Origin of the sequence: Lysinibacillus sp. NPDC056232 (assembly GCF_042267565.1) — a bacterium.
Taxonomy (GTDB): domain Bacteria; phylum Bacillota; class Bacilli; order Bacillales_A; family Planococcaceae; genus Lysinibacillus.
This window is the reverse complement of record NZ_JBHJTF010000037.1, coordinates 26,684-49,643: the sequence shown is the minus strand read 5'-3', so window position 1 is coordinate 49,643 and position 22,960 is coordinate 26,684. Positions and strand designations below refer to the sequence as shown.

Here is a 22,960-nt window from a genome sequence, read left to right as displayed (position 1 = left end):
TTTTATCTGTGCGAAAGCGTAGCGACAGCAACAATTGTTTTATCTGTGCGAAAGCGTAGCGACAGCAACAACAAAGCGCCCAGTCGGAACGGAAATCAACCCCTTGTTCTGCCGAAAAGCGATACTATGACACCATCTATTTTATTTTTCTACAATACAAAGGAGCCGCCTCATATGAATGAGACGGCTCCTTATTTGTGCTATTAAAAATAATTCATTTAAAAAAATCCGCAAGTAAGCACCTTGAGATTTTTGACGTGTCGTTTTATATGAGATGTAAATGCTTCTTTCTCTAAACAAACTATCTTCTTTGCTACATTTAAAGTTAGCATAACAAATTTTTATTTTCAATCTTTTGGTGCTTGAAATTATTTATTTTTTTAATTTACGGTTTGAAAATTAACTAAAAAAGTTGTTGTCAATATTTGTGTTTTGCAAGTAAATATTTTATGATTAAATCATTCAACAATTTTTAAAATCATAGGAGGTGTACACTTTGTTTCCTTCCCTCATTTGGGCGGGAGCAAAGGAATTATTTGGACGGAGACATAATGGAAATAACCATAAGGTTGGCGGCATTTGCCCTACTAATAATAATGACAGGATTTTTCGTTGCAACTGAATTTGCAATCGTTAAAGTAAGATCCACACGAATTGATCAATTGCTTGCCGAAGGGAATAAAAAAGCAAAAAATGCAAAACGTGTAATTTCAGATTTAGATGAATACTTATCTGCATGTCAATTAGGTATTACGATCACTGCTTTAGGTCTAGGTTGGCTTGGTGAACCTACATTTAAGATTATCTTGAATCCAGTGTTTAAATTTCTAAATTTGAGTGAAAATTTTACTACTGTCCTTTCATTTATACTTGCATTCTCAATTGTAACTTTTATGCATGTTGTAATAGGGGAATTGGCGCCAAAAACACTTGCCATCCAAAAAGCAGAATTTGTAACATTAAATCTTTCTGGCCCATTAATTTTATTCCACAACATTACGTATCCAATCATTAAGCTGTTAAACGGATCTGCACGTGGCTTAACTGGCCTTTTCGGCTTGAAAATGATGTCAGAATCAGAAGTAGCCCATACTGAAGAAGAGTTACGTATGATTTTGTCGGATAGTTTAAAGGGTGGAGAAATTAATACTTCAGAATATGAATATGTAAACAGTATTTTTGAGTTCTCTGATCGTCTTGCGAAAGAAGTCATGGTCCCACGTACTGAAATCGTCGGCATTGAAAAAGAACTAACGATTAGAGAAGTTTTCGATTTAATGGGCGTTGAGCAATATACCCGTTACCCAATTATCGATGGTGACAAAGACCATATTATCGGCTTAGTCAATATGAAGCACTTATTAACCGCCTACATTAAAGATCCAGCAAATGGCGATAAATTAGTGATTGATTATATGCAGCCAATTATTCGCGTAATGGAAACAACGCAAATTAACGAATTGTTACTAAAAATACAGCGTGAACGCATTCATATGGCCATTTTAATGGATGAATATGGCGGAACATCTGGTCTAGTTACGATTGAAGATATTATTGAGGAAATTGTCGGCGAAATTCAAGATGAATTCGATGAAGATGAAATTCCAGAGGTTCAGGAGATTGCAGAAGATCACTTTATTTTAGATGCGAAGATGCTAGTTGAAAGTGTTAATGATATGCTAGGTACCGACATAGAAGATGATGATATTGATACAATCGGTGGTTGGTTCATGACGAAGCAATTTGATGCGGTCGAAGGAGACAGTATTGAAGAACAAGGTTATGAATTTATCGCAAAAGAATTAGATGGTCACCATATTTTATACTTAGAAGTTCTGAAAATACCTGAACGTGATTTATCAAATGACAACGATGAAGTACATGACTAAAAACCAATTTTGCCTCAGCATAATTGGTTCAGATTCGGCTTTGAACTTACACAAAGCCTGAGTTCCACTATTTCAGCGGATGTTTGGACAACCGCTGAAATAGGTAATTGGCTTATCGTATTTGCCGTGATATGATTCATGTCGCGCTTGTATGATTAGGTATAAAACTAGTAGTTTGCTCACAACCTATATTGGCAAGAGCTTCTACTGAAATTAAATAAATCTATACGCAAAAAACGACTCCCTTACACGAGAAGGGAGTCGTTTTATAATGCCCGAAAGTTTTGCTAGGAGGAAACAAAATGGAGCTCTATACAAATTTACGTCAAGGGGAAAAAGGTGCCTGGTTATCTATTGGTACGTATATAATACTGAGCTCAATAAAACTAGCGATTGGCTATATCGGAACATCAGAAGCACTAAAAGCAGATGGACTTAACAATACCACTGATATTATCGCATCCATAGCGGTATTAATTGGATTACGCATTGCCCAAATACCACCTGACTCTAATCACCAATATGGCCATTTACGTGCTGAAACTATTGCTTCACTTGTTGCATCATTCATTATGCTAATTGTTGGCTTACAGGTACTCATCAATTCGATAAAAAGTCTATGGGAGCCAACTGGCACAGCACCATCATTATTAACAGCCTTTGTGGCAATCGGCAGTGCAGTCGTGATGTATATCGTGTATCGCTATAATTTGGAACTATCCCAAAAAATAAAAAGTGCTGCCGTTAAGGCTGCAGCCTATGATAATCGCTCAGATGCCCTTGTCAGTATCGGTACAGCAATCGGAATTTTTGGCGCTATTTTTGGCTTCCCCATTATCGATACAATAACAGCTCTACTCGTCGCACTTCTTATTATTAAAACAGCTGTAGAAATCTTTTGGGAGGCCGTTCAAAACCTCACAGATGCCTTTGATGTTGAAGAGGTCAAAACATTATCCGTTTTAATCCGCAATGTTGAGGGTGTAATCAATCTCATAGACTTTAAGGGCCGTGCGCATGGCAATATGCATTTTATAGACGTAACAGTGACCGTTGATCCTTACTTAAATGTCTTTGAAAGTCACCGAATCACAGAGGAGATTGAAAAAACCGTTTGTGATGAAAATTCCTTCTGCCAGGTACTCGTGCATATTGAGCCAGAAATAGAAGTAATTCCTCCAGCAAATGACGACAAGTCTCCTACCAATTGATTGGTTGGAGACTTGTTTTTTTATGTTTAGGTTTTGAACTTCAACAGCACAAAGTTTTATGGTTCACCAATTCCCATTGCTAATAGTAATAGATAAGCAAAAACCAAAACTAATACATTCGCGATTAGACCGACCCAACCAAAATACGTTTTTTAGAAATAACCAAAGAAATTACAGCAAATATAATACCGATCATTGATAAAATGCTAAAAACGGTGATAGCAAAATAAATATCAAAATCGGGCCCTTTTTAAACAAACAAGCCTCCTATTTATCATAGATAGGAGGCTTAATTTGTTTATATTATTTAATTGCAATATAAATATCGACCTGAGCTTCTTGAGGGTTGGCACAACGTTCATCGTACATTTCAAAGTCACCTGTATATGTTCGCTCTACACCTGAGCTTGCGAACCAAGCCCAGACATCCTGCCAAGCTTTCACAACAACTTCTTCAAATGGGCCTTTGTCAGAAGTAAAAACTAAGTATTTAGCAGCTGGAACTTTTTTTACAACCATAGCTTCAGGAATTTCGTCAGCAGTTAATACTTCCACTCCAAGTGTAATGGAATACTCTCCGTTAACATCCGTTTCATAATCAGAATACAAGCCATATGTTACTTGATTTACTGCATTAGCTATTTGTCCCATTACATCTTGTTGATAAAAGTTCGTCCATAATTGCGGGATTTTTGCTTGAGCGGTAATTTCATTCGCATTACTTGTTCGTGCTGAAATTCCTACAATTTGAAATAATTCTTTATTCATCACAACTGGTTCTGGTATATCATGCTTTCTCCATCTCTTTAAGCTTGGTAAAAAAGATGTCAACATTTGGCGTGCTTCCTCTTCCGCCATACCATCTCCCTTTAAATGCGGTACACAAATTCCGATCATTTCTTCAACTGTTAGATTTGGCTGTTTGAACTCTCCTACTTCATAACAATAAGTGCAATAGTCCTCACTTTTGTGTCCTTCTTTTTCTGTACCAAGTAATGCCTCATCCACTAATGGCATTCCACAGCTTTGACAATAACTTTGCATGATTAAATCCACCCTTCGTCTATTTGTTATGACTATAACAAAGGAAACCTGACAACTGTATGTCATCAATTGAAAGAAGTTAAATTTCTTTATACAACTCCACAACTTCCTGGGCTCGCTTCAATACAATTTCACGTATATGGGGTGGTTCCAAAACTTTTAAGCGATGGCCAAAGCTAAGAAGAAAGCCATATAGCCATTCATCCTCAGGCAATGCAATGTTAATAGTTGAATTCTCATTATCTACATGCTCAGCCCCAAATGATTCTTCTACTAATGTCATTATGGCAGAATCGAAAGATAACATAAGGTTTACTACATTTTGAGGGTGATGCCACACTTTATCCCATGGGAGTTCAGATAAATTGACTTCCCTGCGTTGGAAAGTCGTCATCTCTTCTTGTATATCCTTCATTCTTGAAATTTTAAATAAACGAAAATCTTCTCTTAATGTGCAATAGCCATAAACATACCAAACTTTCCCCTTTTGTACTAAAGTGTGTGGCTCTAATAATCTTCTTGTTATACAGCCATGTGTAGTAGAGTACGTAAAGCTTATACAATATTCGCGTTCAATTGCCTTTTTTAATAAAGTTATCTGTTCCTTGAAAATAACGTTTGGCCCCCAAGGACTAAGGTCAATAAACAGTTGATCAATCGATTGTTTTACTTCCTCATCCGCAACACCTGTTAATTTTTCAAGTACTGCTTCAGCATGTGAATCCTCGTATGTTGTTAATGCACTTTTAATGGCAATAGAAAGTGACGTAAGCTCGTCCTTCGTCAACACCTGCTTATCAACACGATAGCCATCAATCAAACTAATCCCACCATTAACCCCCTGCTGGCTAATAACAGGAACCCCAGCACAGCTCAATGTTTCAATATCTCGATAAATAGTACGCACTGACACAGTAAATAAATCGGCAAGCTCCTGGGCTGTCACCTTTTTACGATTTATTAAAATCATTGTCATCGTTAAAAGCCGCTCTAATTTCATATAAGTACTCCTTTACAATAAACCTTATTTTTCCCTTTGCTAATTCCGTCGTTTCACTTACTAATTCCCTATCTACTTTAAGTATTTTTTAAGTACTTTTTGAGTTTTATTTAAGTCAAATGTACTATAATAGCGCCTAACAAATTATTACATTCATTATACTATTTTTACAATATAAGAAAAAACAACTTAGGTACTTATAATCTCTACTATAACTACGTTGTTTTTAACAATAAACGCTTAATTATTTCAATTCTCTTATCACAACATATAAAACTTCTATCCTCTATATAAGGACACTGAAAACTATGAAGTAGAAAAACTTTATAGTAACTATTTGTGGAAGTCCTAATTTCTATGTAAAAAGGTTTAGCACGGAGCACGAGCCATCATCGAGAAAAAGCTAAACAGATAAATCCTGTACGAAAAGATAGCGTATAAGGAGATCCGACACTAACTTATGGAAAACGGAATACAAAGAGCTAAATTTTTTGGTGTCAAATTTTTAATTTTATGTGGAATTTACTTTTAGTGCCCACCCTATATTCGAAAAGCATTTTCAAAGACAACAAACTAGAGTTTAATGGTTTTCAATTTAATTGTAAAAAGGAGATTTTGACGTGATTCGAGCCGTTTTAATAGACAATGAACCTTTAGCTTTACACTATTTTCAAAGTAAACTACAAGCATTTCAGCAAATACAGGTAATTCAAACTTTTACAAGTGTAGAAGTATTTTTAAATGAGCTTCCAATAATAGAATTTGACGTCATTTTTTTAGAGGCAAAGCTGAATGAACTGACTGGGCTTGAATTAGCTGATATTATCAAAACTGATCGTCCACATGTTAGTGTTATTTTTATAACTTCATATAAAGAATTTGCTTTACAATCCTATGAAATCGGAGGTCTTGACTACGTACTTAAACCAATTAGTCATGGTCGCTTAGAAAAAACTATTTCTCGTATCGAGCATGAATATTCTATTCAGCAAATGATTAAAAAAGCTTCGAAAACCATGTTAAACGTACAATGCTTTAATCAATTTGCCGCATATAGCAACAACAGCTTAGTTGCCTTCAAAACCGAGAAAACAAAGGAGTTATTTGTATATTTCATATTACATCCAAACATTCCTATTCATCGTGATTATTTAATTGAAATTCTATGGCCTGATTTAGACTATGTACGAGCAAAATCGAATCTTCATACCGCACTTTCTTATTTAAGAAAAACCTTAAATAATATAGGCTATGCAAACTGTATTATTTTTTCAAATAAATACTATATCTTCGAAAAACCGAACATCCTTTGTGATTTATATGACTTTCATAGATATTATGAGGATTTCACGAAGTTAGAATTCCCACCAATTTCTTTGATCAATCAAAGTCTCTCAATTTATAAAAATGGACTACTCATTTATGATGATTATGAGTGGGCTACTGCCTATAAAGATAAGCTGACGAAATCATACATAGATTTATTAGAAAAAGGTTTTCAAGCAACATTTCTAACGGATATTGATAAGGCATTAAATTTTTTAAATAGACTATTAGAGTTTGATCCATATAATGAACAAAAACTTGAGCACTATTTACACATTTTAATAAATACGGGATTTCATGAACAGGCATACAAAGTATTTCACGCTTATGAACAGAAGCTAAAAGATGACCTATCGATTTCGCCAAGCTCTACATTAATTGATATTTCAAACAAATTTTTTGTTCAAAAATAAATAAAGGTTTCATTCATTAAAAAACGACGAGTTCATAGGAACTCGTCGTTTTTTAATAATCCAGTCTCATCATCATAACCTTGGGGTTGATTTCCGTTCCGACTCCTGGGGACGACCGATCTGATATCAATTAACTTTTATACACCACTACCCTCTGTCAGTCCGTGCTTCACTGCATAAAGAGCCGCCTGCGTACGATCCTGCACTTGTAGCTTCGTGAAAATATTAGAAATATGAGTCTTCACTGTTTTTTCTGTAACGAATAAAGAGGACGCAATTTCTCGATTACTTTTCCCTTTTGTAAGCTCTGCAAGCACATCCTGTTCACGAGGTGTTAGAGGGTTTAAAACATGAGGTGCATTTTTTGATTCTTGACGGTCCATTTCCAAAGTCGTTGTTGCTTCTGGATGTAATGTATTTTCGCCTCGCATAATACGGCGAATGGACAATACCAACTCATCAGGTTCAATATCTTTCAACTGATAGCCTGCAGCCCCTGCCTCCATAGCTGGCACCACATGATCACGGTCTGAAAAGCTTGTCAGCATTAGAATTTCTATTTGCGGAAACTTTGCTTTAATGCGCTTCGTGGCCTGAATCCCATCCATCTCAGGCATTACCAAATCCATGAGTATAATATCTGGCTGTATACTTTCCGCTAATGCTATTGCCTCTAGTCCATTTTTCGCTTCTCCTACGACTTCAATATCTTTCTGTGTTTTTAAGAAAAATAATAATCCACGACGTACTACATGATGGTCATCTGCGATTAAAACACGTATCATACTCTTCCCCCCTAATATGGCAAGCGGATTAACAGCTCTGTTCCTTTGCCAATTTCACTAACCCAGTCAGCTTTGCCACCAACTGATTTTGCACGATCCTTTATGGATTGCAAGCCTATTGAAAGTAGCTTCGTGTTATGATCGATGACGAAGCCTCGTCCCTCATCACGAATAACAAGTAAAATATCTGTAGAAGTGACCGTAATATAAAGTGCAGCTTCCAACACACCCGCGTGACGGCGAACATTATTAAGTGCTTCTTGGGCTACCCGAAATAATGTTTCTTCGATACGTGATGGGAATTGCAGTACACCAGAGACCGTTACTTGAAGCTTCAAGCCAAGCATTTCAGCATACACTTTGATTGCTTCAAGTAAACCATTTTCTAATCCTTTTGGACGGAGCTGCCAAATGAGGGCACGCATTTCTGTTAAGGCATCCTGTGTTAAGTGCTGAATCTCCTTAAATGTTTCCTTCACATCACTATCGTTTGTCATTTCAATACCAGCTCTCGCCGTTAATGTAACGGAAAAAAGTAGCTGATTGACAGAATCATGTAAATCTCGGGCTAGACGATTGCGCTCCTTCACAAGTGCCATTTCTTGTTCCTGCTTTGTCAGTAAAATACGTTTAATGGCCGACCCCATCTGAAATGCAACCGATTCAAGTAAAGCGAGCTCTTCCTCTGAAAAACGCACGGTATCCTTCGATGCAACATTTAGGACACCAAAACGCTCTTGACCTGATTGAAGCGGAACTGTTGCATGATGTGTAATGCCTTCGTGATCACCAACATTTGCTGCAATTGCACTTTCAATACGTTGACATTCAATAATATTAGAGGCTTTTTTTAATTCCTCATTACGATAACGGGAAACACACCAACAGCCTCCCTTTTCTAAATAATGACAATTTTTATGCTCCAGAGCCTCTGGTAAATTGACATGGACAACAAGCTCCGATCGCCCTTTTTCATCGATAAAAAAAATCCAGCCTGTTTCAAAATTTGTGCCATTTAAAAATTTCACAAGTGCTCCTTTTAACATCGACACAATTTCAGTTTCTTCGTTTAATAACTCCGCAATCTCTTTTAAAATACCGATATTGGAATGATCATTCTCCCTCACAAAAACACCTCTTCTTTGGCATTGCTAATTTAATGATAACATTTCAAAGTCTGGAACGTCTGCCTAAGCCATTCATACTTTAGACTGAAATTTTTCATAAGAATATACCTTATTTTGGTTCATCACCAAAAGTTGTGGATGACTTTTGCTAAAACGTATACTATGTAAATAAGTTGATTGTAGTGGAGGCTGGGCGACTCCTTGGGGATCAGCGTCACAGATGAGACCCTGGAGCGAGCAAAGCGAGTGAAGCGGCTCATCGGACGCCCCCAGGAAGCTTTGCTCTGTGCGAAAGCGAAGCGTCAGCAACAAAGCGCCCAGTCGGAACGGAAATCAACCACACGTTTTGGTGATGATACCTTATTTTGGGTAAGTTAATTTACATATAAAACTAGAACAACTATAATCGAACAAGTACATGGTTATACTAAGGAGAGAATTTATATGTCTAAAAAAGAAGAGAACGGCTTATTACTTATTTGGATTGTCTCTGTCGTTGCAACATTGGGTTCCTTATACTTTTCTGAAATCCGTCAATATGAACCTTGTAAAATGTGTTGGCTTCAACGAATTTTCATGTATCCAATTGTCATTATGACAACGATTGCCTTTATTCAAAAAAATGCACGTATTGCTGTAACAACCGCTGTTTTTTCCATTATGGGAGGCAGTATATCACTTTACCATTATGGTATTCAAAAGCTTAGTTTTTTAGCTGATACAGCCCCTTCTTGTGGTGTTGTTTCATGTACTGGTCAATATATCAACTGGTTAGGTTTTATCACAATCCCATTTTTAGCGCTAACTGCATTTATTTTAATTGCAGGGGCAAGCTTCTATGTAATGAAGGCTGCTAAAGCAGCAAATTAATTTCGAGACCGTGTTCTACAATTGGAATACGGTCTTTTCTACGGAGGAAGATATATGTTTCACTATGAAATAAATACAAATAATTTAACAGTTGAGGATCTACTACGCAATGATTGGAGACTCGGTAAAAAGCTAGTCCATGAACTGAGAATGGCGAAGGCTATCACAACAGTTGACGGAGAGCCTATTCAGTGGAATGAACCACTACAAGTAGGAACAATCATAAAATTCACATTCCCGATTCCGACATCTAATTATCAACCGACACCGGTTTGTGCAATTGATGTCGTCTATGAGGATGACCATTGCTTGATCGTTTCTAAACCAAAAGGCATGTCGACACATCCAAATGATGCGCGTGATACTCATACTTGTATGAATCATGTTATGGCTCACATTAAAGAGCAAGGCGGAACTTATGCGGAGCATGTCCATCGTTTAGATAAAGGGACACAAGGTTTGTTACTTGTAGCAAAACATCCTTTAGCAAAATCAATCTTTGACCGTATGATTGAGGAAAAATCCATTATTCGAACATACGCTGCAGAGGTGCAAGGGAATTTACGCTCTTCATCTGGCACAATTTCTGAAGCAATCGGGAAAGACCGACATCATGCAACAAGACGTGTCGTTTCTAAAACTGGACAGCATGCAGTTACACACTATGAAGTTGTAGCTCGCTATAAAAGCTCTTGTGTTGTCCATCTAATTCTTGAAACAGGGAGAACACATCAAATTCGCGTACATTTAGCACATATTGGTCATCCGATTATTGGAGATACAATGTACGGAGCAAGAGAAACGGCAAGTGATGATTACGAGCTTCATGCTATTCAATTGGAATTCGAACATCCATTTTTAAATAAGCAAATCGTTGTAAAGGATCAGCAGTAATTATCGTACTGCACCTTGAATTGTTGCACATAAGCTAACAATTCGAGGTGCAGTTTTTGTATACTCAAATTTACATTGAAGACATTGTATCTTCGAGAAAAGTATTATTCCTTTACTTATAATTGGCTCATCACCATAACGTGGAGTTGATTTCCGTTCCGACTGGGCGCTTTGTCGCTGACGCTTCGCTTTCGCGCAGATAAAACATTTGTAGCTGCCGCTTCGCTTTCGCACAGTTAAAACATTTGTAGCTGCCGCTTTGCTTTCGCTACAGAAAACATTTGTTGCTGACGCTTCGCTTTCGCACAGTTAAAACATTTGTAGCTGCCGCTTTGCTTTCGCTACAGAAAACATTTGTTGCTGACGCTTCGCTTTCGCACAGAGCAAAGCTTCCTGGGGGCGTCGGGCTAACACGATGTTGGTCACGAAGGCGTTATCACAGGACGTGATGTTTTTAGCCTTCGTTCCCCTAATCGCTTCGCTGCAGGGTCTCGGGCCAACACGATGTTGGTCACGAAGGCGTTATCACAGGACGTGATGTTTTTAGCCTTCGTTCCTCTATTGCTAATCCCCAAGGAGTCGCCCAGTCTCCACTCCAATCAACTTATATACATAGTATACGTTTCAATAAATGTCATACCCATTTTTTGTAATAATCCTTATAATTCTAAAAAAGTATAAATATATCATTTAACATTTCTTTAATATATTTTTTACAGTAATTTTAATATACATTTCCATTATTGGTAATGACGGTGGTTTTTTTTCATGATAGAATAGAGTAAATTGTCAGTCATCTGACATATTATGAGGGGGAATTTATTGATGAAATGGGTTAAAAGTATTGCAGCAACAACTCTAGTTGCGAGTTTACTAGCTACACCCGGTTTTGCCGCACATGCAGCAGAAACAACACCGGCAGCTACGAAAGATGGTTTCAAATTAACAGTTCTACACTCAAATGACACGCATGCACACGTTGAGGATGCTACAAAGCGTGCAACAAAAGTAAAAGAACTTCGTGCTGCAAATACAAATTCACTTCTTTTAGATGCTGGTGATGTCTTCTCTGGTACTTTATACTTTAACGAATTTGCTGGAGAAACAGATATGAAGTTAATGAACTTAATGGGTTATGATGCTATGACTTTTGGTAATCATGAGTTCGATTTAGGATCAAGCCCAGAAGGACATGCTGCACTTGCGAAATTTGTTAAGGGCGCAGACTTCCCATTATTAGGAAGCAACCTAGATTTTTCAAAGGATTCTTTATTTGATGGCTTACAATTCAAAACAGTCACTAAAGACTTTGAAAACGGTAAAATTTATAACGGTATTATTAAAGAAATCGCTGGAGAACAAGTAGGTATTTTCGGCTTAACAACAGAAGAAACACCATCAATTTCAAGCGTTGTAAACGTTCAATTTGCTAACTATATCAATTCTGCGAAAAAAGCAGTAGCAGAATTTGAAAAGCAAGGTGTTAACAAAATTATCGCATTAACACACTTAGGCTTCGATGATTCCGCAGATTGGGATAATGACCAATTACTAGCGAAAGCTGTAGAAGGCATTGATGTAATCGTAGGTGGCCATACACATACAAAATTAGACAAGCCTGTGAAAGCTGAAACATCATTTAAGAACCCTACAATTATCGTTCAAACGGGGCAATATAGCGAAAATTTAGGTGAACTTGACCTAACATTTGACGATAACGGTGCCGTTGTTGATTACTTCGGTCAATTGCATGCTTTAAATGATAAAGAAAAGCCTGTACAAGCTGATCCTGAAGCTGAAGCACTTTTAGCTCCATATAAAGAGAAAATTTCAAAAATATTAAATCAATCAACAGGTAATACAGCTGTGTCTCCACTAAATGGCGGTCGTAATCTTTGGGGCGTTCGTGCTGGCGAAACAAACCTTGGTAACTTAATTACTGATGGTATGCTTGCTGGTGCTAAGAAAATTGACCCAGAAGTACAATTTGCATTCCAAAACGGTGGAGGTATCCGAGCTGGTATTGACGCTGGTGATATCACTGTTGGTGAAGTTATGACAGTTATGCCATTTGGTAATGCTCTTGGTATCGTAAAATTAACAGGTGCTGAAATCTACGATACTGTTGAACATAGTGTGAAAGAGTTCCCGAAAGAATCTGGTGGCTTCCTACACTTCTCTGGTTTACAAGTAGAATTTGATGGTAAAGCACCAGCTGGTAAACGTGTAAAATCTATTAAATTAAATGGTAAAGAACTAGATAAAGCAGCCTATTATAAAGCTGCAACAAATACATTCACTGCTAAAGGTGGAGACGGCTACGATACACTGAAAAAAGTTTATGAAGACGGCCGCGTTAGTGAACCTGGTACGATTGACTATGAAATGTTTATCGAACACTTAGATACATTGAAAAAAGTTGATCCAAAAGTAGAAGGACGTATTATCGCAACAATTCCCTTTACAGATATCGTAAAAGGATCAGAAACAGAAGGCTATGTTCGTGATCTTTATTACCGTGATTTAGCAAACGGTACTTCTGCAACAACATATTCACCTAACGCAAACTTAACTCGTGCACAAGCTGCATCATTTATCGCGCGTGCCTTAAAGCTTGAAGCTAAAGGCCAAGCATCATTCTCAGATATTGCTAATGTAAATGCTGCAACACAAAAAGAAATTACCGCACTTGCTGAAGCAGGAATTGTACAAGGTGTGAATGGTGGTAAATTCAATCCTAATGCAAAAGTAACTCGTGCTCAACTTGCATTAATGTTCGCACGTGCATATAACCTACAACATGATGCAAAAACAGGTTTAAAAGCTGATTTCAGTGATATTTCTAAATATGACGCTGAAACACAAGATGCTATCGCACTTCTGAAAGACTTAAAGATTGTTAGCGGCGCAAACGGCAAATTTATGCCTGGTGACAACGCTACACGTACACATATGGCAAAAATGCTTTCTAACTACATTCCTTTTGTAAAAGAATCTAAATAATTTTTAAAATCCCGCTTCTCTAGGTAGAGAGCGGGATTTCTATTAAAAATTAAATTTAAAGTTATCTGGGTCCTGCCCAAATCGTTCATTGCGATTTAATGTAGCTATTTTATCCATTTGTGCTAGTGTTAATTCAAAATCAAAAATCTGTGCGTTTTCCTCAATTCGACTAGGTGTCACAGATTTTGGAATAACAAGTGTATCATTTTGTAAATGCCAGCGCAGCACTACTTGAGCAGCTGTCTTCCCTATTTCGCGACCAATTTCCATAATTTTTGGATTATCAAGTACCCCACCACGACCTAATGGAGACCATGCCGTAACAGCAATTTCATGCTCACTACAAAATGCTCGTAATGCGTCTTGCTGTAAATATGGATGCACCTCTACTTGATTGACCATTGGTGCAATATTTGCTTTAGCTAATAGCTTTTGTAAATGGTGCTCATGATGATTTGAGACCCCTGTTGCACGAATTAATTTTTCATCATATAAACGTTCAATTGCTCTATACGTCTCTTCAAATGTTTCTGGTACTGCCCAATGCGTTAAATATAAATCTAAATAGTCCATATTTAACTTTTTCAAAGATACTTCAAAAGCTCGTAATGTTTCATCATAACCTTGGTCATTATTCCAAACCTTTGTCGTCACAAAAATATCCTCACGTTTAACGCCTGAATGACGAATAGCTTCGCCCACCTCAGCCTCATTACCATAAAGAGAAGCCGTATCTATAGCTCGGTAGCCATATTTAACAGCTTTATCAATAGCCTGCAAAGTCTCATCACGCTTTGTCATTTTATAAACACCTAAGCCAAAGCGAGGCATTTCCACACCATTTGCTAATGTTTTTGTTGATTGTAAATTCAAGAATAACAACCCCTTTCTTTTCCTAGTTCCATTATACAAAAAATTGGTTTTAAGAAACATAAGGAAAATTTCCGGGGAATTTCTTATTGTTCGTTTGCTTCCTCTTCATAATCATCTACTTGGATAGGGTCTGGAATTCGATTGTCTTCTACAAGCTCTTGACCATCCCGTAAATGCTCCATCTGCTTCCCCAAATCCTGTAAATCTTTAAAATTTCTAGCCATTGTACCGTTTTCGATATTTGGAACCTTTTTTTCCACTATCATCACCTCTCTTATAGTTTTCCCTAAATAGTTATTTCTGAACCATTTCTGACATATTTTATTCCGCTACGTCGTTTCATTTTTATAGTAGATAGGCTATACTAAACAGAGATGTCTTTATAAACATGAGGAGGGTTCTTCCATGAGTTTAATATTAATTATTGGTGTAACTGTAGCGTTCTTAACTGCTATTTTCACTGCTGGTTATGAAGGCGACTACAGAGCAGACAAATAATATCTCAAAAAAATCACTAAGCATGAACATATGCTTAGTGATTTTTTTGTTTAAAACTATTACAGCAAAGTCATTTTAGATAAAGTTTGGTCTTTGGCAAAGCGAGTTGTTGATTTCCGTTATGACTGAGTGCTTTCCTGATGGTCCGATGAGCCACTTAGTTACTTCTCTTATTTTTTTGGATCAATATAATTACTTGACATTTTGTACTTTATAAAATAAACTTACTTACATAAAGTAAGTTGATAATTAATAATAACTTTAAATTCGGAGGTAATTTACTATGCATTTTCATGAAAAACCTAACACATATGTCTCAAATGTTGAAATTAAAGTGAGCGATTTACAACGTTCATTAACTTATTATCAGGAGGTCATTGGCTTTAAAGTTTTACATCAGGAATCTCATCGAGCAACTCTAACAGCTGATGGCCAAACAGCTTTATTGACAATCGTACAACCCGAAACAGTAGAAGAAAAAACGAGCTTAACAACTGGACTTTATCATTTTGCAATCTTATTGCCTACTCGTCGTGATTTAGCGAATATTATTACTCATTTCCATAACAATGGCGTGTACTTTGGAGCATCTGACCATGATGTAAGTGAAGCACTTTATTTAAATGATCCTGATAATAATGGTATTGAGGTTTATGCGGATCGCCCTGAAAATGAATGGACTTGGCATTTCGATCAAGTGCATATGGTGACTGAACCTCTTAAAATCCATTCTATCTTAGAGGAAGGCGATGGTAGATGGGATGGCCTACCAGCTGATACGGTTATGGGACATATTCATTTATCCGTTTCTAATTTAGCTGCCGCAGAGGAATTTTATACAAAAGGATTAGGATTTGAGATTGTCACTCGCTATGGCGCACAAGCTTTATTTATCTCAACTGGCCGCTATCACCATCATATCGGTTTAAACACTTGGCACTCTGAAAACGCACCGAAGCTTGGTGAAAATCAGGTTGGCTTACAAACATTTTCATTACGTCTAGATAATAAAGAGCAAGCAGCAACAATGAAAGAAAATCTCCGTTCAATTGGTGCACCTGTTATTGATATAGATGGTGGTTTCCAAACAGAGGATCCATCAGGTATCGTTGTTTTATTGAAATTTTAAGAGTGATGTGACGTACTATCCGTCGGGGTGAGGATTGTATCCGTCACTTGACGGGTTTTATCCGTCGCTCGCGAGGTGCTTTCCGTCGTTTGACGGGTTGTATCCGTCGTTTGCTGGGTTCTTTCCGTCTCTTGACGAGCAATCCGTCGCTTGAGAAGTTCTTTCCGTCGCCTGACGGGTTGTATCCGTCGTTTGCTGGGTTCTTTCCGTCGCTTGACGAGCAATCCGTCGCTCGAGGAGTTCTTTCCGTCGCTTGACAGGTTTTATCCGTCGTTTGCTGGGTTCTTTCCGTCTCTTGACGAGCAATCCGTCGCTGGCCGGGTTCTTTCCGTCGCTTGCGGAGTTCTAACCATCACTTTTCGAATACCTTCATGTTTAATAAAAAAGGCAGTTCTCCTCTATGGGAGAACTGCTTTTTTAATGTAACCCTGGATATCCTTGTTGACGTAATGCCTCATAAATAACTATTGCTGCTGTATTCGATAGATTGAGTGAACGAACATGCTCACTCTGTGGAATACGTAAGCACATATCGCGACGCTCATACGCAAAATCCTTTGGTAGGCCAGTCGTTTCTTTGCCAAACATAAAGTAAATATCACGATCTTTATCACTAAAATCATGTGTCGTAAATGGCTCTTCACTATATGTCTCAATTAAATAAACGTCGCCATTTTTGGATGCCTCTAAAAAATCCTCTAGCGAATCGTGATACACGACATTGACACTATGCCAATAATCTAAGCCGGCACGTTTTAGCATTTTATCGTCTGTGGAAAAGCCAAGAGGGCGAATTAAATGTAATGAAGTATTTGTTCCAGCACATGTGCGTGCAATATTTCCTGTATTCGCTGGAATTTCTGGTTGATATAAAACGATATGCAATGGCATAACGGTACACTTCCTTAACTAAAAAATTGTAAACCTTTATCAATTTCAACGAGTACTTCCTTGTCTTGTTCTTTTGCTTTTGCCTCAAGTAATGCAGATTGGGCCTGCTCCCCGCCTATCTTACCTAAAGCCCACGCTGCTGTTCCTCGAATAACTGGTCGTTCATCCTTTTCAAGAAGTGCTACTAAATCAGGTACCGCAGCTTCTTCTTTAAAGTGTGCAAGTGCCAAAATAGCATTACGTTGAATTGGCTTTTTCCCCCGCCATGAACCAGAAACATGTCCAAATTTTTCTTTAAAGTCACGATTTGAAATCGTTAAAAGTGGTACAAGTAATGGCTTTGCAAGCTCTGGATCAGGTTTAAATTCCTCATGTATCCAGTTAATCTTTCCTTTATTCTTTGGGCATACAGTCTGGCATGTATCACAGCCATACAAACGATTACCAATATGGGTACGAAACTCATCAGGTAGCATTCCCTTAGTTTGCGTTAAAAAGGCTATACAACGCTGAGAGTCTAGCTGTCCTCCCTCGATTAACGCGCCTGTTGGACAAACATCTAAACATAAGCGGCAATCCCCGCATTCATCCTCCATAGGCTGATCAGGAGCAAAAGGGATATTCGTGATTAGCTCTCCTAAATATACATAGGAACCGAACTCGGGCGTAATAATCGAGCAGTTTTTCCCGCTCCAGCCTATCCCTGCACGCTCTGCAACTGCCCTATCGACAAGTGCACCCGTATCAACCATTGATTCAATCCGAACACCTTCTATGCGCTCCTCAAGCCAGGCTGATAATAATTTCAATCGCTCACGTAATGCTGTATGATAATCGACACCCCAGGAAGCACGGCAAAAAATCCCGCGTCTTGCTCCCTTCTTGCCAACAGGTGCATTTTGCATGCGTGACGGGTAGGCTACAGCGATCGCCACAATACTCTCTGCTTCCTCTAACAATTGTAGGGGCTCGGTACGTTTTTCAATATCGCTTTCTTCAAAGCCAGACTGATAGCCAAGTTCTTGTTGACGGCGCAGTCTATTTTTTAATTCTGTAAATGGAGCTGCTGTTGTAAAGCCAATTTTGTCAACACCAATGGACATTGCATACGCCACAAATTCACGTTGTAGGTCATGTATGTTCATTTTATTTCCAACTCCTTACATGATACAATAATAGAAATAGATAAAGTAGGTGATGTTTTATGGAAATTTCAATTAATCAATCTCTATTGACACAACATCCCGAGCTAAAAATCGGCATTATTCATTATACCAAAATTGTCGTTGCAGAATCGCCTCAAATGATTAAAGGCCGCATGCAATTGTATCAGGAAAATCTTTTTTTAGAAATGCAAGATCATCCTGTAACGCAACGAGAGGGTATCGCAGAATGGCGACAGCTATGGAAAAAGCTTGGTGCAGATCCGAACCGTTATCGTCACTCAGCAGAAAGCTTAATGCGCCGAATTAGTAAGCAAAATTATTTAACACCAATTCACTCTGGTGTTGATTTAAATAATTTCTTCTCCCTCCAATATGAAATTCCAATAGGCTTATATGATGTAGCTAAACTACAAGGAAATATTGAAATTGCACTTGGCAATGAGGACACTGGCTATGAGGGCTTAAATGGTCGTTTTAATGCATTAAAAAATATCCTTTATAGCTGTGATGCTGAGGGTGCGTTTGGGTCACCATTTGTCGATTCTAAACGTACGTCTGTTACAGAGGAAACGACCGAGGCTCTACATATTTTCTATCTTCGCCCATCATTACCAGAAGAAAATGCGAAAGAGCTTCTTGCATCTGCTGGTAAGATGTTTAACCAAGTTCACGGTGGCGATTATAAAATGGCCCTATTAACAAACGCAGCACCATCTACAACACTGTAAAAGGACGTGTTTTCATGATTAATCTTGCAGAAGCCGTTAAGCTAAAAAGTATTTTAGGAAAAAAAGTTCAGGAGCTTATTGACGAATTAGAACGTAGCGCTTTTGTAACTGTTGAAAAAGGACAAGCACCTAAAACAAGTAATCGCGCAATGACAGTAATTGAAGCTGAATTGGCTCAAGTACGTCTCGATGCTCGTACATTGGATCGTTTAGTATATGAAGCAAATATAAAAAACTTAGTAGACTTTAAAGGGGAAAAACTAGCATTAGTTGAAGCGATTGAACTAGCTACACAACTCCGCGCAGATGTCGAGCTTTGCAAGGAGTTTAGTACGCATGAAAAAGAAAGTGTACGCATGGGTTATGGTGAAACTACAATGCTTTATGAAATTGCAATGTATGAGCCAGATGAGTACCGTGAACGTGCTATTACACTAGAAAAAGATGCCCATAAATTATCGAATCTTATCAATGCAAAGAATTATAGTGTTGAAATTAACTTCGATGATTCTCGTTATTTCTAATCAGATCGTAAAATACTTCAATAAAAAAAGCATCCTTTTGAACTGCACCTCCAATTGAGTTTAACAATTGGAGTGCAGCTTTGGAATGCTTTTTGTTCTACTTACTTACTTAAATCATATTTAATTTCAAATTTCCCTAAATCCCAATCAGCATAAAGAAAAGTTACATTAGTCTTAGTGTTAGGATCAGTATATGTATAATTCTCCTCATCAAAAGCTATATCACTTTCTTCGTCATATTTATCTATATTCAACCCCAGTGCATCAGCAATTGCCATAGTGGATGTGATTCCTTCTGCCCATTCTTCTCCATTTTCACTTAATTCGGTTGCGGGGATTCCTTCTATAGAAATATTATATCCAATTATTTTTTTATCCTCATTATATTTAGCGTCTATCTTATAATGACCCTTATGTTTTTTAAAATCAGTATCCAATAAGGTTTGTGAGAGAATCTTTTCCTCTTTATTCAGTTCACTAGTTATCGGTTCTGGAATTTTCGCTATTTCAATTCCTTCTTCTGGATTCTGTTTAGCTATATCAACTCTGACATTGTATTTTTTAACAAACTTTTCTACTGTAGCCTTTGATTCAGGATCAACTTCTTCAAATTTTACAGGAACGACTTTCTCTTTTTTTACTACCTCATCTTTCTTTACATCTTCCTCTTTTTTCTTCTCTGTTCCCTCTCCGGAACATCCAACTAGCATAACTGCTAGTAGTAATAATAAAGCTTTCTTCATTACCTTTTTCCCTCCAAAATGCATATCCATAAAAAATATACCTTACTAGATTCAATGAAATAGAATTATATTACAAAAAGTCCCTAAATTATTATTCCATCTCCTCCTATTACAATTCTGGCAAAACTAGTATTATATTACCATAATTATCATTCGCCATTTTTCGACATTTTGATAAAATAAAAACTTTATATTGTACATTGAAATAACTAAAACAGGTATTCTATACGCTCAATTAAACCGAAGGAAACATCTAATAAAGCCTTGTATATCAAGGTTAAGACTATAAAAACAGGAAAAGTGTGTACAGGAATAAACGAACTCATACATGAAATGATTTTGACATTTATCTACAACATGTCACTGAGAGTCTTTCGAAAATTTGTAACAAATACGAATTTTGCTCGTCATTTGAATACCAAAAGTATATAATTTATTGGTAATCACTTACATTTAATGCAACTGACAAATCAGAGCTTTTCATATCATTAGATAATGTATACAATAGGTTATGGAGTCGATGAGACTTCATATCGAATTGGATGTGCTGTTTTCAAAACTAGCTTTTTGGAGCTAACTTAAACGAAACCAATGACAAGTTACCTGTTACTGTATGACCAATGACTAATAACCAACTATAAGCAATGACCATACCTGTAAACTTAATCAATCATTCGAAAACGCCATCCAATAGCTCTCTTACACCTTGTGTGTGGGAGGGCTTTTTTCATTCCCATATAATTACCTCATCTTGCTTTAATGAATAAAGAAGCAACGTAGAAGATTACCCCTATTACAAAGGCAATTAATTGATCTAATAATATTTCATCATGAAGAAACCATCTTAGCAAAAAGACTTCACCGAAAATTAACATAATTAAAAACCCAATATATTTTAATCCAGTATGTAGCATTTTCTATCTCCTTTTTTAAGTCTTCTATAAACTCTCTTAATAATAAGCAAAAAAGAGTGTTAACTTTCACTAAAGTAAAAATGTCGCTGTAATCTCCAGATATCATAAAATACTAACAAGAATTTCAAAACAGTCAAATCAACTTTTTCCGATTTTTAAGTATATTTTGAATTTCCTTTAGAAGGGATCTAAAGAACCTTAAAGATATCACATGCAGGAGGTTTTTTCATGACTAGTTCTCCCCTAATATGGACAGAATCGCTATATAAAAAGAAAGGGGCTATACAATGACAAAACAACATGATTCGACAGACGAGCATGACATGACTTTGACAAATCGACAGGGGCACCCTATTACTAACAATCAAAATATACGAACTGTTAGTAATCGAGGACCTGCAACCCTTGAAAACTACGATTTTATAGAAAAAATAAGTCACTTTGACCGTGAAAGAGTTCCTGAGCGTGTTGTTCATGCGCGAGGTGCAGGGGCACATGGCTATTTTGCGACATACGGTGTTGTCGGGGATGATCCTATTTCTAAGTATACAAGGGCAAAAGTATTTCAGGATAAGGGTAAGCAGACGCCTGTTTTTGTGCGCTTCTCAACAGTTATTCATGGTGGTCATTCACCAGAGACATTACGTGATCCACGAGGCTTTGCTGTAAAATTCTATACTGAGGATGGCAACTGGGATTTAGTCGGCAATAATTTAAAAATATTCTTTATCCGCGATGCTATGAAATTCCCTGATATGATTCACGCCTTTAAGCCTGATCCCATTACAAATATTCAGGACGTTGAACGCTTTTTTGATTTTTGTGCAAGCTCACCAGAATCCTTCCATATGGTGACATTCGTTTATTCACCATGGGGTATTCCCGCTAATTATCGAATGATGCAAGGCTCTGGCGTCAATACGTATAAATGGGTCAATAATGAAGGCAAAGCCGTCCTTGTAAAATATCATTGGGAACCTTTACAGGGCATTAAAAACTTAACACAAAAAGAAGCGGAAGACATCCAAAAGAAAAACTTCAATCATGCCACACAAGATTTATATGATGCAATTAAAAATGGTGATTATCCTGAATGGGAGCTTAACGTCCAAATTATGGAGGATGGTCCACATCCAGAGCTTGATTTTGATCCATTAGATGATACGAAGCTTTGGCCTAATGATCAATTCCCGTGGTATCCAGTTGGTAAGATGGTGTTAAATAAAAATCCAGAAGATTATTTTGCTGAGGTTGAACAGGCTGCTTTCGGAACAGGTGTGCTTGTGGACGGATTGGATTTCTCGGACGATAAAATGCTACAGGGGCGTACCTTCTCTTATTCTGATACACAGCGCCATCGTGTAGGTGCAAACTATTTACAGCTTCCTATCAATGCTCCTAAAAAACGAGTAGCAACCAATCAAAATGGTGGTCAAATGCTGTATAAGCGTGATTTAGCTCCAGGGCAGAATCCTCATATAAACTATGAGCCTTCGATGTTAAATGGTTTAAAAGAAGCTACTCAAACGGGTAAAGAATATACACCACTCGTGGAAGGCAATCTCGTTCGGGAATCCATTGATCGTCAAAGCAATACGAAGCAAGCTGGAGAAACATATCGCAATTTTGAGCAATGGGAGCGAGATGAGCTGCTTGAAAATTTAATTCGTGATTTAGCAGTCTGTAATAAAGCCATTCAAGAAGCGATGATTGCATTAGCAGAGGAAGCAGATGAAGAATACGGTCGTTTGTTAAAAGAAGGATTACAAAAAGCTCGAAATGATTCATCTTCATCAAAGCCACTTGGCAATATTGATGGTGATGAAGCACCTAAAAAGGCTGTAGATAAAGGTCATGACGCAGAGCCTTATTAATAACCTAAACGTTCCTATAAAATAAAGCGCTCAGCACAATATAAAGTGCTGAGCGCTT

Annotated in this window: 24 protein-coding genes; 12 read left to right on the top strand and 12 right to left on the bottom strand. The window is 37.4% G+C overall.

Annotated features, from left to right (window positions below):
* The 3 genes from ACFCYJ_RS21730 to ACFCYJ_RS21720 all read left to right on the top strand — a co-directional run.
* On the top strand, nucleotides 1–207 hold a 207-nt coding region (locus tag ACFCYJ_RS21730; protein ID WP_376076914.1), incomplete at its 5' end, for a hypothetical protein.
* 344 nt (nucleotides 208–551) lie between these two features.
* A complete protein-coding gene (locus ACFCYJ_RS21725) occupies nucleotides 552–1,889 on the top strand; it encodes a hemolysin family protein (RefSeq protein WP_376076913.1) in 1,338 nt (445 codons plus the stop codon).
* 302 nt (nucleotides 1,890–2,191) lie between these two features.
* Nucleotides 2,192–3,100 (top strand): cation diffusion facilitator family transporter, encoded by a 909-nt coding sequence (locus ACFCYJ_RS21720; RefSeq protein ID WP_376076911.1) that lies wholly within the window; start codon nucleotides 2,192–2,194, stop codon nucleotides 3,098–3,100.
* A gap of 303 nt (nucleotides 3,101–3,403) precedes the next feature.
* Here the strand turns inward: ACFCYJ_RS21720 and ACFCYJ_RS21715 are convergent, their stop codons facing one another.
* Nucleotides 3,404–4,144 (bottom strand): zinc ribbon domain-containing protein, encoded by a 741-nt coding sequence (locus tag ACFCYJ_RS21715; RefSeq protein WP_376076908.1) that lies wholly within the window; start codon nucleotides 4,142–4,144, stop codon nucleotides 3,404–3,406.
* Nucleotides 4,145–4,223: 79 nt separating this feature from the next.
* On the bottom strand, nucleotides 4,224–5,144 hold the full coding sequence (locus tag ACFCYJ_RS21710) for a helix-turn-helix transcriptional regulator (RefSeq protein WP_376076906.1): 921 nt from the start codon (nucleotides 5,142–5,144) through the stop codon (nucleotides 4,224–4,226).
* Nucleotides 5,145–5,764: 620 nt separating this feature from the next.
* Here ACFCYJ_RS21710 and ACFCYJ_RS21705 point away from each other — a divergent pair.
* Nucleotides 5,765–6,883, top strand: coding sequence for a response regulator (locus tag ACFCYJ_RS21705; RefSeq protein ID WP_376076903.1), 1,119 nt, complete (start codon nucleotides 5,765–5,767; stop codon nucleotides 6,881–6,883).
* A 137-nt stretch (nucleotides 6,884–7,020) separates the two neighbouring features.
* Here ACFCYJ_RS21705 and ACFCYJ_RS21700 read toward each other — a convergent pair whose 3' ends face one another.
* On the bottom strand, nucleotides 7,021–7,668 hold the full coding sequence (locus ACFCYJ_RS21700; RefSeq protein WP_376076900.1) for a response regulator: 648 nt from the start codon (nucleotides 7,666–7,668) through the stop codon (nucleotides 7,021–7,023).
* An 11-nt stretch (nucleotides 7,669–7,679) separates the two neighbouring features.
* Nucleotides 7,680–8,795, bottom strand: coding sequence for a GAF domain-containing sensor histidine kinase (locus ACFCYJ_RS21695; protein ID WP_376076898.1), 1,116 nt, complete (start codon nucleotides 8,793–8,795; stop codon nucleotides 7,680–7,682).
* Between the two features lie 201 nt (nucleotides 8,796–8,996).
* On the opposite strand from ACFCYJ_RS21695, the gene ACFCYJ_RS21690 reads away from it, so the two are divergent.
* The 3 genes from ACFCYJ_RS21690 to ACFCYJ_RS21680 all read left to right on the top strand — a co-directional run bounded on the left by ACFCYJ_RS21690 (nucleotide 8,997) and on the right by ACFCYJ_RS21680 (nucleotide 10,559).
* The gene (locus ACFCYJ_RS21690) at nucleotides 8,997–9,173 is read left to right on the top strand and encodes a hypothetical protein (protein ID WP_376076895.1); all 177 of its coding nucleotides are present in this window, start codon (nucleotides 8,997–8,999) and stop codon (nucleotides 9,171–9,173) included.
* A gap of 66 nt (nucleotides 9,174–9,239) precedes the next feature.
* A complete protein-coding gene (locus ACFCYJ_RS21685; RefSeq protein WP_376076892.1) occupies nucleotides 9,240–9,665 on the top strand; it encodes a disulfide oxidoreductase in 426 nt (141 codons plus the stop codon).
* A gap of 54 nt (nucleotides 9,666–9,719) precedes the next feature.
* Nucleotides 9,720–10,559: an RluA family pseudouridine synthase gene (locus ACFCYJ_RS21680; protein WP_376076890.1), complete on the top strand. Its 840-nt coding sequence runs from the start codon at nucleotides 9,720–9,722 to the stop codon at nucleotides 10,557–10,559.
* Here the strand turns inward: ACFCYJ_RS21680 and ACFCYJ_RS21675 are convergent, their stop codons facing one another.
* Nucleotides 10,560–10,793 (bottom strand): hypothetical protein, encoded by a 234-nt coding sequence (locus tag ACFCYJ_RS21675; protein WP_376076887.1) that lies wholly within the window; start codon nucleotides 10,791–10,793, stop codon nucleotides 10,560–10,562.
* A 591-nt stretch (nucleotides 10,794–11,384) separates the two neighbouring features.
* Between ACFCYJ_RS21675 and ACFCYJ_RS21670 the strand changes: the two genes are divergently transcribed.
* The gene (locus ACFCYJ_RS21670) at nucleotides 11,385–13,562 is read left to right on the top strand and encodes a 5'-nucleotidase C-terminal domain-containing protein (protein WP_376076884.1); all 2,178 of its coding nucleotides are present in this window, start codon (nucleotides 11,385–11,387) and stop codon (nucleotides 13,560–13,562) included.
* Nucleotides 13,563–13,604: 42 nt separating this feature from the next.
* On the opposite strand, the gene ACFCYJ_RS21665 is transcribed toward ACFCYJ_RS21670, so the two are convergent.
* Both ACFCYJ_RS21665 and ACFCYJ_RS21660 read right to left on the bottom strand, forming a co-directional pair.
* Nucleotides 13,605–14,435 (bottom strand): aldo/keto reductase, encoded by an 831-nt coding sequence (locus ACFCYJ_RS21665; protein WP_376076882.1) that lies wholly within the window; start codon nucleotides 14,433–14,435, stop codon nucleotides 13,605–13,607.
* A gap of 83 nt (nucleotides 14,436–14,518) precedes the next feature.
* Entirely contained in the window at nucleotides 14,519–14,695 is a 177-nt protein-coding gene (locus ACFCYJ_RS21660) for a hypothetical protein (RefSeq protein WP_370046307.1), read from the bottom strand.
* A 521-nt stretch (nucleotides 14,696–15,216) separates the two neighbouring features.
* On the opposite strand from ACFCYJ_RS21660, the gene ACFCYJ_RS21655 reads away from it, so the two are divergent.
* A complete protein-coding gene (locus tag ACFCYJ_RS21655) occupies nucleotides 15,217–16,062 on the top strand; it encodes a VOC family protein (RefSeq protein ID WP_376076880.1) in 846 nt (281 codons plus the stop codon).
* A 57-nt stretch (nucleotides 16,063–16,119) separates the two neighbouring features.
* Here the strand turns inward: ACFCYJ_RS21655 and ACFCYJ_RS21650 are convergent, their stop codons facing one another.
* The 3 genes from ACFCYJ_RS21650 to queG form a co-directional block, all read right to left on the bottom strand.
* Complete coding sequence (locus ACFCYJ_RS21650; RefSeq protein ID WP_376076877.1) at nucleotides 16,120–16,368, bottom strand: hypothetical protein; 249 nt, start codon at nucleotides 16,366–16,368, stop codon at nucleotides 16,120–16,122.
* A gap of 111 nt (nucleotides 16,369–16,479) precedes the next feature.
* Complete coding sequence (trmL, locus tag ACFCYJ_RS21645; protein WP_053485736.1) at nucleotides 16,480–16,953, bottom strand: tRNA (uridine(34)/cytosine(34)/5-carboxymethylaminomethyluridine(34)-2'-O)-methyltransferase TrmL; 474 nt, start codon at nucleotides 16,951–16,953, stop codon at nucleotides 16,480–16,482.
* A gap of 14 nt (nucleotides 16,954–16,967) precedes the next feature.
* Nucleotides 16,968–18,098 (bottom strand): tRNA epoxyqueuosine(34) reductase QueG, encoded by a 1,131-nt coding sequence (gene queG / locus ACFCYJ_RS21640; RefSeq protein WP_376076875.1) that lies wholly within the window; start codon nucleotides 18,096–18,098, stop codon nucleotides 16,968–16,970.
* A 59-nt stretch (nucleotides 18,099–18,157) separates the two neighbouring features.
* Here queG and ACFCYJ_RS21635 point away from each other — a divergent pair, with 59 nt between their 5' ends.
* Together ACFCYJ_RS21635 and ACFCYJ_RS21630 are read left to right on the top strand one after the other, a co-directional pair.
* Nucleotides 18,158–18,847: a B3/B4 domain-containing protein gene (locus tag ACFCYJ_RS21635; RefSeq protein WP_376076872.1), complete on the top strand. Its 690-nt coding sequence runs from the start codon at nucleotides 18,158–18,160 to the stop codon at nucleotides 18,845–18,847.
* A gap of 14 nt (nucleotides 18,848–18,861) precedes the next feature.
* Nucleotides 18,862–19,371, top strand: a complete 510-nt coding sequence (locus tag ACFCYJ_RS21630; protein ID WP_376076869.1) for a hypothetical protein — start codon at nucleotides 18,862–18,864, stop codon at nucleotides 19,369–19,371.
* Nucleotides 19,372–19,472: 101 nt separating this feature from the next.
* Here the strand turns inward: ACFCYJ_RS21630 and ACFCYJ_RS21625 are convergent, their stop codons facing one another.
* Both ACFCYJ_RS21625 and ACFCYJ_RS21620 read right to left on the bottom strand, forming a co-directional pair.
* Nucleotides 19,473–20,114: a hypothetical protein gene (locus tag ACFCYJ_RS21625; protein WP_376076867.1), complete on the bottom strand. Its 642-nt coding sequence runs from the start codon at nucleotides 20,112–20,114 to the stop codon at nucleotides 19,473–19,475.
* Nucleotides 20,115–20,860: 746 nt separating this feature from the next.
* Nucleotides 20,861–21,028, bottom strand: coding sequence for a hypothetical protein (locus tag ACFCYJ_RS21620; protein WP_376076864.1), 168 nt, complete (start codon nucleotides 21,026–21,028; stop codon nucleotides 20,861–20,863).
* Between the two features lie 287 nt (nucleotides 21,029–21,315).
* Between ACFCYJ_RS21620 and ACFCYJ_RS21615 the strand changes: the two genes are divergently transcribed.
* The gene (locus tag ACFCYJ_RS21615; protein WP_376076862.1) at nucleotides 21,316–22,902 is read left to right on the top strand and encodes a catalase; all 1,587 of its coding nucleotides are present in this window, start codon (nucleotides 21,316–21,318) and stop codon (nucleotides 22,900–22,902) included.
* The last annotated feature ends 58 nt before the right edge of the window (nucleotides 22,903–22,960 follow it).

Excerpts from the sequence above, each read along its gene's own strand:
- ACFCYJ_RS21725 (WP_376076913.1), top strand. The coding sequence starts at position 552 with ATGGAAATAACCATAAGGTTGGCGGCATTTGCCCTACTAATAATAATG.
- ACFCYJ_RS21720 (WP_376076911.1), top strand. The coding sequence starts at position 2,192 with ATGGAGCTCTATACAAATTTACGTCAAGGGGAAAAAGGTGCCTGGTTA.
- ACFCYJ_RS21715 (WP_376076908.1), bottom strand. The coding sequence starts at position 4,144 with ATGCAAAGTTATTGTCAAAGCTGTGGAATGCCATTAGTGGATGAGGCA.
- ACFCYJ_RS21710 (WP_376076906.1), bottom strand. The coding sequence starts at position 5,144 with ATGAAATTAGAGCGGCTTTTAACGATGACAATGATTTTAATAAATCGT.
- ACFCYJ_RS21700 (WP_376076900.1), bottom strand. The coding sequence starts at position 7,668 with ATGATACGTGTTTTAATCGCAGATGACCATCATGTAGTACGTCGTGGA.
- ACFCYJ_RS21685 (WP_376076892.1), top strand. The coding sequence starts at position 9,240 with ATGTCTAAAAAAGAAGAGAACGGCTTATTACTTATTTGGATTGTCTCT.
- ACFCYJ_RS21680 (WP_376076890.1), top strand. The coding sequence starts at position 9,720 with ATGTTTCACTATGAAATAAATACAAATAATTTAACAGTTGAGGATCTA.
- ACFCYJ_RS21670 (WP_376076884.1), top strand. The coding sequence starts at position 11,385 with ATGAAATGGGTTAAAAGTATTGCAGCAACAACTCTAGTTGCGAGTTTA.
- ACFCYJ_RS21655 (WP_376076880.1), top strand. The coding sequence starts at position 15,217 with ATGCATTTTCATGAAAAACCTAACACATATGTCTCAAATGTTGAAATT.
- trmL (WP_053485736.1), bottom strand. The coding sequence starts at position 16,953 with ATGCCATTGCATATCGTTTTATATCAACCAGAAATTCCAGCGAATACA.
- queG (WP_376076875.1), bottom strand. The coding sequence starts at position 18,098 with ATGAACATACATGACCTACAACGTGAATTTGTGGCGTATGCAATGTCC.
- ACFCYJ_RS21635 (WP_376076872.1), top strand. The coding sequence starts at position 18,158 with ATGGAAATTTCAATTAATCAATCTCTATTGACACAACATCCCGAGCTA.
- ACFCYJ_RS21630 (WP_376076869.1), top strand. The coding sequence starts at position 18,862 with ATGATTAATCTTGCAGAAGCCGTTAAGCTAAAAAGTATTTTAGGAAAA.
- ACFCYJ_RS21625 (WP_376076867.1), bottom strand. The coding sequence starts at position 20,114 with ATGAAGAAAGCTTTATTATTACTACTAGCAGTTATGCTAGTTGGATGT.
- ACFCYJ_RS21620 (WP_376076864.1), bottom strand. The coding sequence starts at position 21,028 with ATGCTACATACTGGATTAAAATATATTGGGTTTTTAATTATGTTAATT.
- ACFCYJ_RS21615 (WP_376076862.1), top strand. The coding sequence starts at position 21,316 with ATGACAAAACAACATGATTCGACAGACGAGCATGACATGACTTTGACA.